The organism is Saccharothrix hoggarensis, from assembly GCF_052936025.1.
The window spans coordinates 3,562,269-3,575,521 of record NZ_CP193624.1; the positions used below are offsets into that span (position 1 = coordinate 3,562,269).

The window sequence follows — 13,253 nt, forward strand, 5'->3', positions numbered from 1 at the left end:
CGATGAGTTTCGAAGCCAAGAGCCACGTGTGGGACGGGATCGCCACGATCCGGCTGCGCGGTGAGCTGGAGTCCAAGTCGGCGGGCCGCCTCAACCGGGTGATCGAGGAGGTGGCGACGCAGGAGCTGCACCGGCTGGTGCTGCTCATGGACCAGCTGACCTACCTGTCGTCCGCCGGGCTGCGCAGCCTGGTGTACGCGCACCAGAAGCTCGGCCGCGGGGTGGAGATCGTGCTGGTCGGCGCCCGTCCCGAGGTCGCGGAGACGATCCGGCTCACCGGGTTCGACCGCAGCGTGGTGATGCAGGAGCCGACCGGGGCATGACCGAGGAGGTGTCCACACCGGACGCGGTCGGGCCGCGGGTCGCGGACCTGGTGCGCGGCCTCGCCGAGTGCGCCGAGCTGACCCGCGGGCAGGCCTACCGGCTGCGGCTGGCCGCCGACGAGATCGCGACGAACATCGTCGAGCACGGCTACGGCGGGCGCGGCGTCCTGGTCGTGTGCGGCGGCGTGGACGACGACCGCGTCTGGGTCCGCACGGAGGACCGCGCCCCGCCGTTCGACCCGCGCGGCCACGACGCGTCGCACGTGCTGGCGACGCACCCGGCGGAGCGGACGGCGGGCGGGCTGGGGCTGCACGTCGCCATGGCGGGGCTCGACGAGTTCCACTACGAGCGCGTGGACGGCCGCAACCGCAACACGATGGTGGTGTGCCGGGCCGGACGCGATCCGGGCGGCACGGGTTCCGAGCGCGGGACCCGCGGGCCGTGAACCGCGGGTGCGGCGGGACGTCGGGACGTCGGGACGTCGGGTGAAGGACGTGGAGGGGTGATGGGTCGGCCGGTCGGGGTGTTGGCGGGGCGGGGTGGCGCGGCGCCGCGGCTCGGTGGCGCGGGACGCGTGCCGGTGGCGCTGGTCGTCGGCCCGGCGGAGAGCCGTGCGGCCGAGGTCGTCGCCGCCGTGCGGGACGCCGGGTTCGCGGTGCGGTGGGCGTCGGCGGCCGAGGTCGCGCAGCAGCCGGGGGTCGTCGACCGGCCGGACGTGGTGCTGCTCGCGGCGTCGCTGGGCCTGCCCAGCGTGTCGCTGCTGGGCCGGCGCCTCGCCGAGGCCAGCGCGGACCACAGCACGCTCGTGTTCGCCGACGGCGACCTGGCGGCGCTGGAGGCGTGCGTCCGCGCCGGCTTCGACTACGTGACCCCGCCGTACTCGCCGGTGCTGCTGCGCAGCCGGCTGACGTCGTCGTGGGAGCGCAGCCGGTTGACGGTGACGGGGGAGCGGCTGGCGGTCGAGGCCACCGTGCGCGAGTACGAGCGGGACCTGTCGGTCGCGCACGACGTGCAGGCGGGCTTCCTGCCGGACGTGCTGCCGAAGCCACCCGGCTGGGAGTTCGCCGCCCGCTTCCGGCCGGCCCGCATGGTCGCCGGCGACTTCTACGACGGCTTCGAGCTGCTCGACGGCCGCCGGCTGGGGTTCGTCGTCGCGGACGTCTGCGACAAGGGGTTCGGCGCCGCCCTGTTCATGGCGCTGATCCGGACCCTGTTGCGGCACAACGCGGAGAACACGCCCGCGACCAGGATGTCCGACGGCTGCTCGCGGTTGTCGCCGCGGCTGACGTTCGGCGCCGGGCCGCTGGTCCAGGCCGTCGGGGACACCAACCGCTACCTGGCCCGCAACCACCTGCGCCAGGGCTACTTCGCCACGGTGTTCTTCGGCGTGCTGGACCCGTTGTCGGGAGGGCTGGTCTACATCAACTGCGGCCACAACCCGCCGGTCGTGGTCCGCGCCGACGGCACCCGCACCCCGTTGCCGCCCACCGGGCCCGCGATCGGGATGTTCGCCGACAGCGAGTACACCCTCGGCCGCGCGCACCTCAACCCCGGGGACTCGCTGTTCGTCTACACGGACGGGGTGGTGGAGGCGCGCGACGCGGACGGCGGGCAGTTCGGCTGGGCCGCGATGCTGGCCGCCCTCACGCCCCGGCGCACCGCGGAGGACCTGCTGGACGTCGTGGACGACGCGCTGCGGCGGCACGTCGGCGACGCCGAGCAGCACGACGACATCACCATGCTGGGGCTGCACCGCGTCGACGCGCCCACTTGTTAGGGATGGTTCCCTAACGTTAAGCTGCCGCTCGTCAGTACCCCTGGTCGAGTAGGAGCAAGAGCTTGAGCAACGCAGCACTGTCCCTCCGTGACGCCCGCCGCCTGCTGGACGCCGCGCTGGAGCACGCCGAGCAGCTGAACGTGGCCGTGGCCGTGTCCGTCGTCGACGCGGGCGGCAACACCAAGGCGTCCGCGCGCATGGACGGCGCGTCCTTCCTGGCCGGCTCGATCGCCACCAGCAAGGCCGTCACCTCCGCGGGCCTCGGCTTCGACACCGCGGGCCTGGGCCAGTTCCTGTCCGGCAACCCGACCCTGCTCGCCGGCCTCTCCAGCCAGCCCGGTGTCGCGGTCATCCCCGGCGGCGTCCCGATCGTGGTCGACGGCGTCCTCGTCGGCGCCATCGGCGTCTCCGGCGGTCAGGCCGGCGAGGACGAGCCGATCGCCAAGGCCGCCCTGGAGGCGTTGACCGCCGAAGTCGCGGTCGCCTGATGCGCCGGTCGGTGTGGGTGGCCCGCGCCGCCGCCCGCGCCGACTGGTTCCACGTCCGCGACGACGGACGGGGCCCTCGGTCGAGGGCGCCGTCCGTCGTCGCCGTGACGGGCTCACATCGTGGTGATCATGCCGCCGTCGATGAAGAAGTCCGACCCGTGCACGTTGGCGGCGCGGTCGCTCGCCAGGAACAGCACGACGTCGGCGACCTCCTCCGCCTTGGTGAACCGGCCGGTCACCATCCGGCTCGCCATCTCCTTGAGGAAGTCGTCCTGGTCGATGCCGACCGCGCGCACGACCGCGGGCGCGATGCCGTCCTCGCGGGTCCACAGCTCGGTCTCGACCGGGCCGGGGCTCACCGTGTTGACCCGGACGCCCTTCGGGCCGACCTCCTTGGACAGCGCCTTGGCGAAGTTGCTCAGCGCCGCCTTGCCCGCCGTGTAGTCGTACACGTCGGGGTCGGCCAGGAACGACATCACCGTGCTGACGTTCACGATGTTGCCGGAACCCCTGCCCACCATGTGGGGGAGCGCGGCGCGGGTCGACCGCACCGCGACCATCAGGTTGACGTCGAGGCCCCACTCCCACTGCTCGTCGGTGATGGCGAGGAAGCCGCCCATCCGGGGCTGCACGCCACCGACGTTGTTGACCAGCACGTCGACGGCGCCGAACGCCGACACCGCCTCGCCGACCAGCCGGTCCGCCTCGGCCTGGGTGGAGAGGTCGACGCGGACCGCGCGGACCTTCCCGCCCGAGGCGTCGACGACGGCCTGGAGGGCCGGGGTGATCGTGCGGGAACCCGTGACCACCAGCGCGCCCTCGCCGGCCAGGGCCTCGGTGACGGCCAGCCCGATGCCGCGGCTCGCTCCCGTCACCACCACGACCTTGCCCGAAAGATGCAGATCCATGTCCACTCCTCGTTGCTACCAGGTGGCACCCGAAATGCCGCGTGGAAGTCGAGGATAATTCGCCATGTGCCGTTCAAACCGGCGCGGAGCTTATCGCAGGCTACTACGTGCCGTATCGGCGGAACTCACGTAGTGCCGTTGCCCGCCGGCGTGCCCGTGGGGTTTCCGAGGATCCATCGGTAACGTTCTCGGCGATGTCCGAACACTCTCACAAGTAATGGGGTGCGGCTGCGAATGGCTATTGTCGAGACCATCAGGTTCCGCTTGGTCGAGGGCTTCGACGAGGCGAAGTTCCGTGAGATCAACATCCGGATGCAGCGCGAGTACATGGAGCCGAAGACCGGCTTCGTGTCGCGCCAGTCCGCGATCAGCCAGGACGGCGAGTGGCTGATCATCGTCACCTGGGCGAGCCCGGAGGCCGCCCAGGCCGTCATCTCGGCGTTCTACGGCGCGCCCGAGACGCAGGACTTCCTGGCCGCCATCGACCTGTCGACGGTGCAGCCGGGCAGCTACACGCTCGTCGAGCACTGATCGACGCCGGGCCGGACGGCTCCCCTCGGCCGTCCGGCCCGACGCTGCCCAGCGGCGGGCAAGCACGAACGATTCGTTCGCAATTCACGATCCGCCGCCGGGACACCGTCCGGCGGCCAGCGCCAACCGGAGGTGTCCGATGACCGCAGTCGACGAGGAGCGGCCCGGTCCCGCAGTTCCCGAAACACCCGCGAGAAAGACGCCGTCAGCCTGGCGGAGTCAGTGGTGGGTGGTTCTCTTCGGGTTGTACTCCATCGCATTCGGAATTTACAGCTTCGTCAGGTTCATCGGTTTCGACGTGTCCCAGTCGACGGCGCTGCCGCCGCGGCCGGAAGTGCCGCTGCAGTACCCGCTGCTGGCGCTGCACGTCATCTTCGGGTCGGTGGCCATGGTGACGGCACCGTTCCAGGTGTGGCCGTGGCTGCGCAACAGCCGGCCGAAGGTGCACCGGCGCATCGGCCTCGTCTACTACTTCGGCGGCGTGATCCCGTCCGGAATCCTCGCCATCCCGACCGCCGTGTTCGTCAGCGCGGGCCAGTCGCTGCGCATGGCGCTGTTCACCCTCGGCGTGCTCTGGCTGTTCACGACCTACGTCGGGTTCCGGGCCGCGCTGCAGGGCCGCTACGACGACCACCGGCGCTGGATGGTGCGCAACGTCGCGCTGACCACCAGCATCATCACCGCGCGGCTGATGTTCATGGCGAACTTCTTCGGCATCCAGATGCTCGCCCCGGACACCTACCCCGCAGACGCGCGCTGGACGTTCACCGAGGCGTACTCGGCGGGCATCTGGGGCGGTCTGGTGGTGCACCTGATCATCGCGGAGTGGATCTCGCTGCGGCCGCGCCGCCGGGCCCGCCGGGCCACGCGGACGTCGGTCACGACCGGGTGAAAACGGTGGCGGATCGGGAATATCCGGGGAACCGGTGGAGCTGAACTGATCATGACTATTGGGATCGTCGGCGCCGGCGAGATCGGCGGCGCGCTCGCGGTGCAACTCGTCCGCAACGGACACGACATCGTGATCGCGAACTCGCGCGGGCCGGAGACGTTGGAGAAGCTGATCGCACCACTGGGGCCGGGCGCCAAGGCCGGCACGGTGGCGGACGCCGCGCAGGCGGGCGAGGTGGTGTTCCTCGCCATCCCGTTCAACCGGTACCCCGAGCTGCCCGCGGAACCGTTCACGGGTCGGATCGTGGTCGACGCGGGCAACTACGACATCTACCGCGACGGCCGGTACCCGCAGCTCGACCGCGGTGAGACCACGTCCGGCCAGATGCTCGCGGAGATCCTGCCCGGCGCCCGGATCGTCAAGGCGTTCAACACCATCTGGTACCGCAGGCTGCGTGACGAGGGCAGGCCCGACCGCCCCGCGGCCGAGCGGCTGGCGATCCCGGTGGCCGGCGACGACCCGGAGGCGAAGGCCGCGGTGTTCGCGCTGGCCGAGCAGTTCGGGTTCGCCCCGGTCGACACCGGCACGCTGGCGGAGAGCCGTCGGCAGGAGTACGGCACCCCGGTGTTCAACAAGCCGGTCGGCCCCGCCGACGCCGAAGCCCTGCTGCGCCTGGTGCCCTGACCACACGGCGCTGAACGTCCGCTCCTGACCCGTCCGCCCGGAGGTCCCGCCCGCTCGTGGGCGGGACCTCCCCTCGGGCCTCGCGGCCACGTCGTGCGGGCACGCCGACAGCGCCCCGGTGACCGTCCACACCGGAGCGCCCGATAGTCGTCACACGGAAGGGGCCTCCTCGCCGGGAGGCCCCTTCCGCACGTTCACTGCAGGATCTTCAGCACGTCGCGCAGCACGGACACGTGCTCGCCGGCCGACTTCAGCCCGAGCCCCATCGTGCTCACGCACAGGTGCGTGGCGCCCAGCTGCCGCCAGCCCTCGGCGAACGCCGCCCACTGCCGCTCGGGCACCTCGGCCAGGACCAGCCGCGGCTCGAACCCGACCTCGGACGCGTCACGTCCGGCTTTCCGCGCGTGCTCGCGGACCCGCTCGACCATCGCGGCCGAGATGGCGTCGGGAGCGCGCTGGGGCAGCCACCCGTCACCGATCCGCCCGGCGCGCCGCAGCACCTGCTCGGCGTTGCCGCCGAACCAGACCGGGATGCGGCCGGACGCGGGACGCGGCTTGATGCCCGCGTGGTCGATGCGGTGCCACTTGCCCTCGAAGTTCACCGAGGGGTTGGCCCACAGCAGCCGCATCACCTCGACCTGCTCGGCGCTGCGCGCGCCGCGGTTGGTGAAGGACTCGTTCAGCGCCTCGTACTCGACGTGGTTCCAGCCGACGCCGACGCCGAGCCGCAGCCGTCCGCCGCTGAGGATGTCGACCTCGGCGGCCTGCTTGGCGACCAGGGCGGTCTGCCGCTGGGGCAGCACGAGCACGCCGGTCATGAGCTCTAACGTGGTGGTGACCGCGGCCAGGTAGCCGAACAGGACGAACACCTCGTGGAACGCGGTCTCGCTGGTGTAGGCGCGCCACCCCGGGCGGGTGGCCACGTCGGCGCCCAGCACGTGGTCGAACGCGAGTGCGTGGGTGTAGCCGATCTCCTCGACGGACTGCGCCCAGCCGCGGATGTCGGCCGGGTCGTCGCCGATCTCGATCTGCGGGAAGACCGCTCCGATGCGCATGATGCCTGGCTCCAAAGCCTTCGGTGGTGCGACTTGGTGGTGAACGCGGTGGGGCGAGGCAGCGGTCGGGGGGGTGCCGCTGCCTCGCCCGTGGTGGAGAGCGACCGGACTAGCTGGTCGCGGCCTTCTCCTCCACCACCGCGGGCGCCGCGGCGGGGTCGTCCTGGGCCGCCTCGGGCGTGGGCTTGAGGAAGCTGGTCGCCCAGGCGGCCAGCACGCCGACCGCGCAGACGATCAGCGCGATCAGCATCGGGCCGGTGGAGCCACTCGCGACGGCCCAGCCGCCGGCCAGGGCGCCGACCGCGATGCCCGCGGTGACCGCGGACGCCGGGAGGGTCGCCGCGAAGTCACGGCCGGGGCCCGCGAGGCTGACCACGCGGTACTGGATCGACGGGACGATGCCGAAGCCGACGATGCCCCAGGCGAACAGCGCGATCGCGGCCACCACCGGGTTGGAGCCCGCGAAGTACAGGGCGCCGATGGTGAGCACCAGGACGATGCCGCCGATCACGATGGTGGCGCTGGCGTTCTTGTCCGCCGCCGCGCCGCCCAGGAACGTGCCGACCGCGTTCGCGATGCCGTACACCAGCAGGAAGATCGCGATCGTGCTGCCGGAGATGCCGGTGATGTCGGCCAGGAACGGCTGGAGGTAGGTCAGGCCGGCGAACTGGCCGCCCATGATCAGGAAGCCGAGGCCGAGCACCGCCAGGACCTTCGGCGCCAGGGCGTGCTTGGCCTGCGCGCCGAAGCCGCCGACACCCGAGTTCGGGACCGACGGGATCACCGTCAGCGCCAGCACCAGGGTCGCGACGCCGGTGAGGATGATCGCGACGAACGAGGCCTCCCAGCCCCAGTTCTGGCCGATCAGGGTGCCGAGCGGCACGCCGAGCGCGGTGGACACCGCGACGCCGCCGAAGATGAACGAGATCGCCTTGCCCATCTTCTCGGGCGGCATCATGCCGACGCCGACCGCGAACGCGACGCCGATGAACAGGCCGTGCAGCGAGCCCGTGAGAACGCGGGCGAACAGCAGCAGGCCGAAGCTCGTGGCGACCACGGCGAGGACGTTGCCGAGGATGTAGGCCGCGAGCGAGATCTGCAGCAGCTGCTTGCGGGCGAACTTGATCGTGACGGCGGTGAGGATCGGGCCACCGATCGAGATGCCCAGCGCGTAGCTGGTCACCAGGCTGCCCGCGGTGCCGATCGAGACGTTCATGTCGCCGGCGATGAGGTTCAGGATGCCGACCACGATGAGCTCGGCGCTGCCCATCACGAACGCGCCGAGGAACAGGGCGGCCAGCGCCAGGTTGGTTCGCGACTGGCTCAGGCCAGGTCGCAGGTCTGCACTCATGTCTACCTTCCTCGGATTCAACTTCTGGGTCCGACGTCCGGCTTCCGGCCCGCTCCGTCGTCGGACGTCCACCTGCGGCCCCGGCCGACTACTTCGTCGGTTGTAAGGGAACGATCCCTAGCATTGCGCGGCCAACCGTAATACAGTCGGATCAACCAAGCAAGGGGGTGTTCGAGATGCTGCGTACCTCCGCCGAAACCCGTGAGCACGTCTTGCAGGTGGCGCACGAGCTCTTCTACTGGCACGGCATCCGCGCCACGGGCGTCGACAAGGTCGCCGCGGCCGCGGGGGTGGCTCCCACCACGCTGTACCGGTTGTTCGCCAACAAGGACGAGCTCATCGCGGCCTACGTGGAGCGCGCCGACGAGCTGACCAGGTCGTGGTTCACCGCCGCCGTCGACGCCGCCGGGCCCGGTCCGCGGGCGAAGATCCTGGCCGTGTTCGACGCCCTGGCCGAGCACATCCAGCCCGATCGGTGCCGCGGCTGCACGTTCATGATGACCCTCGCCGAGTTCCCGGACCGGAAGTTGCCCGCCCACCGGCACGCCGTGATGGCGAAGACGTGGGTGCGGGAGCGGATCGGCGAGCTGACCGCGGAACTGGCCCGGACGTCGCCGATCGCCGACCCGGCGGTGATGGCCGACCAGCTGGTGCTCGTGATCGAGGGCGTGAACGCGTCGTCCCAGGCGCTGGGCATCCACGGCCCGGCACGCCAGGCGCGGGCGCTGGCGGAGGCGATCCTGCCCCCGGCCTGACCCCGCCCGCCGCCGCGCGCTCCGGTGTGGACGGTCGCCGGGGCGACTTCGTGCTGCCCGAACAACCTCGACCACACCCGCGGTGCACCCAACAGCCGCCCCGCCGCGCCGAACCGCCGGCCCGGTCACCACGCCGCACCCAACAGCCGCCGGCCCGGCCTCTGCGGGACCGATCGCCGCGTCCCCGACCGCGCGCCCGTGCACCGCGTGCCTGTCCGCCGCCTGGCCGACCGCCAACCGGATCACCGCGTGCCCACCAGCCACGCGACAGGGCAACGCCGGAAGGGCCTCCCGCCGGGGAAGGCCCTTCGGTCGCCGAGCGCCCACGGTGCCGTCAGAACAGGGTCGGCACCGCACTGAAGACGTTCTCCGGGTCGTACTGCCGCTTCAGCGCGAACAGCCGGGACGCGTTCGGCCCGTACGCGATCCGCACCCGCTCGGTGTCCTCCGGCGCGAGCAGGTTCGGGTACCCGCCGGGCAGCGAGTGGGGCGCGAGGTCGCGGGACAGGTCGTCCACCCACGCCCGGTGCGCCGTGCCGTCCTCGCCCGCCTCCCAGGTGCCGACGACCTCGACCAGGTTGTGCTCCCGTCGCAGGCCGAACGCGGTCGCCGCGGTCGGCACGCGGGCCGCCGCACCGTGGAAGTGGTGCACGAAGATGCCCGAGTACGGCGACGTGATCCGGGCCGCCGCGGACACCAGCACCTCGGCCGCGTCGTCGCTGATCTCCGGGAGCTGCCGGTTCGCCGCCACGGTGTGCCGCCCGTCGACCACCACCGCGTCCAGCAGCCCGAGCACCTGGAACGGCGACATCGTCCCCAGCTGCGCGGACACCGGCTCACCGAGCGAGGTGAGCCGGCTCGCCCACCGCTCGCCCCGCGCCGGGTCGCCGCTCCACGCGGGCAGCAGGTACAGCAGCGCCTGCCCGTCCGGACCGCAGAAGAACCCGGTCATCACGGTCATCTCGTCGGGCGCCGCCGCGGTCAGCTCGCGGTAGCCGCGCAGCACGGACCGCGCCTGGTCCAGTCCGAACAGGACCATGCCGGACATCATGCTGCGCAGCGGGTGCACCCGGAACGTCGACCTGGTCACCACGCCGAAGTTGCCGCCGCCGCCCCGCAGACCCCAGAACAGGTCGGGGTTCTCGGTGGCGCTCGCCGTCACGGCGCGGCCGTCGGCGAGGACCACGCGCGCGCTGAGCAGGTTGTCCAGCGCGAGGCCGTGCTTGCCGAGCAGCAGGCCGTACCCGCCGCCCAGCGTCAGACCGGTCACGCCGACCGCCTTCACGGTGCCGACCACGGCGGTCAGCCCGTGCCGGTCGGCCGCCGAACCCGCCGCGCCCGCCGTGACGCCGCCCTGGGCGTCCATGGTGGACGCGTACGGGTCGACGGTGACGTCCCGCATCCGGGTCAGGTCGATCACCAGGCCGCCGTCGCGCACCGCGCGCCCGGCCCAGTCGTGCCCGCCGCCGCGCACCGACAGCGTCAGCCCGCGCTCCCGGGCGGTGCGCACGGCGTGCACCACGTCCGACTCGTTGGCAGCGCGCACGATGACCGCCGGGAACCGGTCGGTCGCGCCGTTCCACACCCGACGCGCGCTGTCGTAGGCGGTGTCCGAGGCCACGAGCACGTCGCCGTTCAGCTTGCCGCGCAACTCGGCGACGGCCGCGGCGGCCTGCGTGGACATCGGTGTCGTCGATGTCATGTCGTTGCTCCTTGTCGTCGTTGCCCGGCGCGGGCGAGCGCGCGCAGGTCCGCGGACCCGTCGCGCAGCCGGTCGGCGTCGAGCGGCTGCCCGACGATCCGGCGCAGGGCGGTGATGTCGGCCGCGCGGTTCACCGCGACGGCGCCCGCGAGCCGGCCACCGCGCAGCGCGATCGCGGTGAAGTCGCCGTGGAGGTCGCCCCGCACGACGGTCTCGTCGGCGCCGGTGAACTCGCCGACGCACTCCAGGCGGGTGGCGTAGCGGTCGGACCAGAACCACGGCGCGCCCGGTTCCGGCGCGGGCAGGCCCAGCAGGCCGCGTCCCGCCGCACGGCCCTCCCGGCGCGCGGCGTCCCAGTGCTCGGTCCGCCGCTGCCCGGTCCGGCGCGCCACGTCGCCCGCGGCGAACACGTGCGGGTTCGACGTGCGCTGCGCGTCGTCCACCAGCACCCCACCGTCGGTGGCCAGCCCGGCGTCGACAGCGAGGGACAGGTCCAGCTCGATCCCGATGCCCACCACCACGACGTCGCACGTGACGACGCCGCCGTCGTGGTGCAGCCGCACGCGGTCGCCCTGGTCCTCGACGGCGCGCACGCCGTTGGCCAGGACGCGGACCCCGTGCCGCTCGTGCTGCGCGTGCAGCACGGCCGCGATCTCGGGGCCGACGACCGGCGCGAGCGGCGGCGCGGCCGGGTCGAGGATGGTGACCTCGCAGCCCAGCGACACCGCCGACGCGGCGACCTCCGCGCCGATCAGGCCCGCGCCCACGATCCCGACGCGGGCGCCGGGCAGCAGCGCCGCCCGCAGCCGTTCCGCGTCGCGCCACGTGCGCAGGGTCATGACCACCGGGTGTTCCGCGCCCGGCGCGGCCAGCGCCCGGGGCGTGCCGCCGGTGGCCAGCAGCACGGCGTCGGCGCGCTCGGCCGAGCCGTCGCCCAGCACCACCAGGCCCTCACCGGTCCGGATCTCGCGCGCCGCCACGCCCAGCCGCAGCTCCACGCCGTGCTCGGCGTACCAGGCTTCGGGGTGCAGCCGGACCTCCGGCGCACCGGCCTTGCCCTGCAGCACGTCCTTGCTCAACGGCGGCCGGTCGTACGGCAGCTGGTCCTCCGCGCCGACGAGCACCACGCGGCCGTCGTAGCCGGACGCGCGCAGCTCCTCGATCGCGCTCACGCCCGCCAGGCCCGCGCCGATCACGACGACGCGGCCGGGCACCGGCGTGCCGTCCGCGCCGCTCACGGGCGGGGGAGCAGGTAGATCGCGCCCTCGTGCACCTCCACCCCGTGCGTGGTGGCGTCCGCGGACGCGGGCGCGCCGACCGCCTCGCCCGTGCGCAGGCAGAACGCGCCGCCGTGCAACGGGCACTCGACGTGCCCGTCCTGCACCCAGCCGTCGGACAGCGATGCCCTGGCGTGCGTGCAGGTGTCGTTCAACGCGAAGAGGCGCCCGCCGTCGTTGAAGACCGCGACGGCGTCCTCCGTCCCCGCCTCCTCGGCGGGCACCCGCACCGCCTCGCCGTCGGGCAGGTCCTCGACCCGGCACACCAGCACGCGACCGGAGGTTCGCGACTCGGCCACCGTTCCTCCTATCAGGTGTAGTTGATGTCCGCGAGCCCGAACTCCTCGGCCGCGATGATCGGGTCGAAGAACTCGTGGTACTCGTAGATCTGTCCGGCGTCGGTGAACTTGAAGATCGACAGGTACGTGTTGCGGTACCGCTTGCCGCCCTTCAGCAGGCAGTTGCCGTCGAAGCGGGCGATGACGGTGTCGCCGTCCTCCCACGTGTCGGTGATCGGGAACTCCCAGGACTCGAACAGGTCCGGGGTGTCCTTCCACCGCGAGTAGACGGCCGTCTTGCCGACGATGTGGCGGGGGAACATCTTCGTGCCGAACGGGTAGTAGTGGTCCGCGCCCTCGGCCCACAACTCGATCCACGAGTCGATGTCCTTCTCCTCCAACAACCTGAGGAAGTCGTGCACCGCCTGCACGTTGCGGCTCAACCCGGCCATGGCGTCTCCTTCTCTCCACAGTGGACGCCGCCCCGTGGCGTTCCCGCGCACGAGGCGGCGTCGTCTCGGAACGGGCTACCGGGCCTCGGGACCGAGGATCCAGTGCTCGCGGGTGACCAGCCGGTGGACGTACCGCGTGTTGACGAACGCCTCGAAGTCCTCCGTCAGCTGCTTGTACTCCGGCGACTCCAGCGCGTCGCGCAGGGCCTCCACGTCGTCGAACCACAGCTGGTACGCCGCGTCGAGCGTGGGCTCGCCGATGCCGTACCAGCCGTCCACGGTGTGGCCCTGGATGTACCGGCGCAGGCCCGGCAGCTTCAGGCCCAGCTCGCCGTGCTGGTGCAGGCTGTAGTTGCGGAAGTCCTCGAGGGAGACGCCTTCCTTGCGCTTGACCAGGATCATCAGCTTGACCCAGTTCTGGCCCTTGAACAGCGCCGGGCCCGACTTCAGCTCGTGCGCGTCGGTGTCCAGGACCAGGGTCTGCCAGAACGCGGCCCAGTTCGGCTCGTCCAGCCGGGCGCCCTGCAGGAACTCCTCGGTCTGCAGCGAGGCGATCTGCTCCTCGGGGCGCAGCCAGATCTCGGCCACGCCCTGCCACTTCGGGTCGCCGTTGCCGAGGTCGACACCGGCGTCGAAGGTGGTGTCGATCATGTACTTCCGGATCTGCGGGATCTTCGCGGCGTACTGCACCGCGTGCACCTCGACCCAGTAGCGCTGGAACTCCTCCACCGTCATGCCCGGCTTGGGCGCGGCGAAGATCAGCTGGTGGATCATTCGTT

Annotated in this window: 16 protein-coding genes; 8 read left to right on the plus strand and 8 right to left on the minus strand. The window is 72.2% G+C overall.

The window, feature by feature from the left end:
* Window positions 1-2: 2 nt before the first annotated feature.
* The 4 genes from ACRAKH_RS16335 (at window position 3) to ACRAKH_RS16350 (ending at window position 2,589) form a co-directional block, all read left to right on the plus strand.
* A complete protein-coding gene (locus tag ACRAKH_RS16335) occupies window positions 3-323 on the plus strand; it encodes an STAS domain-containing protein (RefSeq protein WP_380721894.1) in 321 nt (106 codons plus the stop codon).
* Window positions 320-769, plus strand: coding sequence for an ATP-binding protein (locus ACRAKH_RS16340; RefSeq protein WP_380721896.1), 450 nt, complete (start codon window positions 320-322; stop codon window positions 767-769). The genes ACRAKH_RS16335 and ACRAKH_RS16340 overlap by 4 nt, the downstream gene beginning before the upstream one ends.
* Window positions 770-829: 60 nt before the next feature.
* A complete protein-coding gene (locus tag ACRAKH_RS16345) occupies window positions 830-2,101 on the plus strand; it encodes a PP2C family protein-serine/threonine phosphatase (RefSeq protein WP_447009921.1) in 1,272 nt (423 codons plus the stop codon).
* Window positions 2,102-2,163: 62 nt separating this feature from the next.
* Window positions 2,164-2,589, plus strand: coding sequence for a GlcG/HbpS family heme-binding protein (locus ACRAKH_RS16350; protein WP_380728509.1), 426 nt, complete (start codon window positions 2,164-2,166; stop codon window positions 2,587-2,589).
* A gap of 113 nt (window positions 2,590-2,702) precedes the next feature.
* Here the strand turns inward: ACRAKH_RS16350 and ACRAKH_RS16355 are convergent, their stop codons facing one another.
* Window positions 2,703-3,497: an SDR family NAD(P)-dependent oxidoreductase gene (locus ACRAKH_RS16355; RefSeq protein ID WP_380728507.1), complete on the minus strand. Its 795-nt coding sequence runs from the start codon at window positions 3,495-3,497 to the stop codon at window positions 2,703-2,705.
* 234 nt (window positions 3,498-3,731) lie between these two features.
* On the opposite strand from ACRAKH_RS16355, the gene ACRAKH_RS16360 reads away from it, so the two are divergent.
* The 3 genes from ACRAKH_RS16360 (at window position 3,732) to ACRAKH_RS16370 (ending at window position 5,604) form a co-directional block, all read left to right on the plus strand.
* On the plus strand, window positions 3,732-4,028 hold the full coding sequence (locus ACRAKH_RS16360; RefSeq protein ID WP_380728505.1) for a hypothetical protein: 297 nt from the start codon (window positions 3,732-3,734) through the stop codon (window positions 4,026-4,028).
* 298 nt (window positions 4,029-4,326) lie between these two features.
* Window positions 4,327-4,920: a DUF2306 domain-containing protein gene (locus ACRAKH_RS16365; protein ID WP_380728503.1), complete on the plus strand. Its 594-nt coding sequence runs from the start codon at window positions 4,327-4,329 to the stop codon at window positions 4,918-4,920.
* Window positions 4,921-4,971: 51 nt separating this feature from the next.
* Window positions 4,972-5,604, plus strand: a complete 633-nt coding sequence (locus ACRAKH_RS16370; protein ID WP_380728501.1) for an NADPH-dependent F420 reductase — start codon at window positions 4,972-4,974, stop codon at window positions 5,602-5,604.
* A 194-nt stretch (window positions 5,605-5,798) separates the two neighbouring features.
* Here the strand turns inward: ACRAKH_RS16370 and ACRAKH_RS16375 are convergent, their stop codons facing one another.
* A complete protein-coding gene (locus tag ACRAKH_RS16375) occupies window positions 5,799-6,659 on the minus strand; it encodes an LLM class F420-dependent oxidoreductase (RefSeq protein ID WP_380728499.1) in 861 nt (286 codons plus the stop codon).
* A gap of 109 nt (window positions 6,660-6,768) precedes the next feature.
* The gene (locus ACRAKH_RS16380; RefSeq protein WP_380728498.1) at window positions 6,769-8,010 is read right to left on the minus strand and encodes an MFS transporter; all 1,242 of its coding nucleotides are present in this window, start codon (window positions 8,008-8,010) and stop codon (window positions 6,769-6,771) included.
* A 176-nt stretch (window positions 8,011-8,186) separates the two neighbouring features.
* Between ACRAKH_RS16380 and ACRAKH_RS16385 the strand changes: the two genes are divergently transcribed.
* The gene (locus tag ACRAKH_RS16385; protein WP_380728496.1) at window positions 8,187-8,765 is read left to right on the plus strand and encodes a TetR/AcrR family transcriptional regulator; all 579 of its coding nucleotides are present in this window, start codon (window positions 8,187-8,189) and stop codon (window positions 8,763-8,765) included.
* Window positions 8,766-9,099: 334 nt separating this feature from the next.
* On the opposite strand, the gene ACRAKH_RS16390 is transcribed toward ACRAKH_RS16385, so the two are convergent.
* The 5 genes from ACRAKH_RS16390 to ACRAKH_RS16410 all read right to left on the minus strand — a co-directional run bounded on the left by ACRAKH_RS16390 (window position 9,100) and on the right by ACRAKH_RS16410 (window position 13,248).
* Entirely contained in the window at window positions 9,100-10,467 is a 1,368-nt protein-coding gene (locus ACRAKH_RS16390; RefSeq protein ID WP_380728494.1) for an FAD-binding oxidoreductase, read from the minus strand.
* Entirely contained in the window at window positions 10,464-11,705 is a 1,242-nt protein-coding gene (locus tag ACRAKH_RS16395; protein ID WP_447009922.1) for an NAD(P)/FAD-dependent oxidoreductase, read from the minus strand. Before ACRAKH_RS16395 ends, ACRAKH_RS16390 begins: the two co-directional genes overlap by 4 nt.
* Window positions 11,702-12,043: a bifunctional 3-phenylpropionate/cinnamic acid dioxygenase ferredoxin subunit gene (locus ACRAKH_RS16400; protein ID WP_380723721.1), complete on the minus strand. Its 342-nt coding sequence runs from the start codon at window positions 12,041-12,043 to the stop codon at window positions 11,702-11,704. Before ACRAKH_RS16400 ends, ACRAKH_RS16395 begins: the two co-directional genes overlap by 4 nt.
* A gap of 11 nt (window positions 12,044-12,054) precedes the next feature.
* Window positions 12,055-12,474: a nuclear transport factor 2 family protein gene (locus tag ACRAKH_RS16405; protein WP_380723722.1), complete on the minus strand. Its 420-nt coding sequence runs from the start codon at window positions 12,472-12,474 to the stop codon at window positions 12,055-12,057.
* 75 nt (window positions 12,475-12,549) lie between these two features.
* Complete coding sequence (locus ACRAKH_RS16410) at window positions 12,550-13,248, minus strand: EthD domain-containing protein (protein ID WP_380723723.1); 699 nt, start codon at window positions 13,246-13,248, stop codon at window positions 12,550-12,552.
* Window positions 13,249-13,253 lie beyond the last annotated feature (5 nt).

What these genes read in the sequence shown, in the direction of transcription:
- ACRAKH_RS16335 (WP_380721894.1), top strand. Translation starts at nt 3, where the DNA reads ATGAGTTTCGAAGCCAAGAGCCACGTGTGGGACGGGATCGCCACGATC.
- ACRAKH_RS16340 (WP_380721896.1), top strand. Translation starts at nt 320, where the DNA reads ATGACCGAGGAGGTGTCCACACCGGACGCGGTCGGGCCGCGGGTCGCG.
- ACRAKH_RS16345 (WP_447009921.1), top strand. Translation starts at nt 830, where the DNA reads ATGGGTCGGCCGGTCGGGGTGTTGGCGGGGCGGGGTGGCGCGGCGCCG.
- ACRAKH_RS16355 (WP_380728507.1), bottom strand. Translation starts at nt 3,497, where the DNA reads ATGGATCTGCATCTTTCGGGCAAGGTCGTGGTGGTGACGGGAGCGAGC.
- ACRAKH_RS16360 (WP_380728505.1), top strand. Translation starts at nt 3,732, where the DNA reads ATGGCTATTGTCGAGACCATCAGGTTCCGCTTGGTCGAGGGCTTCGAC.
- ACRAKH_RS16370 (WP_380728501.1), top strand. Translation starts at nt 4,972, where the DNA reads ATGACTATTGGGATCGTCGGCGCCGGCGAGATCGGCGGCGCGCTCGCG.
- ACRAKH_RS16375 (WP_380728499.1), bottom strand. Translation starts at nt 6,659, where the DNA reads ATGCGCATCGGAGCGGTCTTCCCGCAGATCGAGATCGGCGACGACCCG.
- ACRAKH_RS16380 (WP_380728498.1), bottom strand. Translation starts at nt 8,010, where the DNA reads ATGAGTGCAGACCTGCGACCTGGCCTGAGCCAGTCGCGAACCAACCTG.
- ACRAKH_RS16385 (WP_380728496.1), top strand. Translation starts at nt 8,187, where the DNA reads ATGCTGCGTACCTCCGCCGAAACCCGTGAGCACGTCTTGCAGGTGGCG.
- ACRAKH_RS16390 (WP_380728494.1), bottom strand. Translation starts at nt 10,467, where the DNA reads ATGACATCGACGACACCGATGTCCACGCAGGCCGCCGCGGCCGTCGCC.
- ACRAKH_RS16405 (WP_380723722.1), bottom strand. Translation starts at nt 12,474, where the DNA reads ATGGCCGGGTTGAGCCGCAACGTGCAGGCGGTGCACGACTTCCTCAGG.
- ACRAKH_RS16410 (WP_380723723.1), bottom strand. Translation starts at nt 13,248, where the DNA reads ATGATCCACCAGCTGATCTTCGCCGCGCCCAAGCCGGGCATGACGGTG.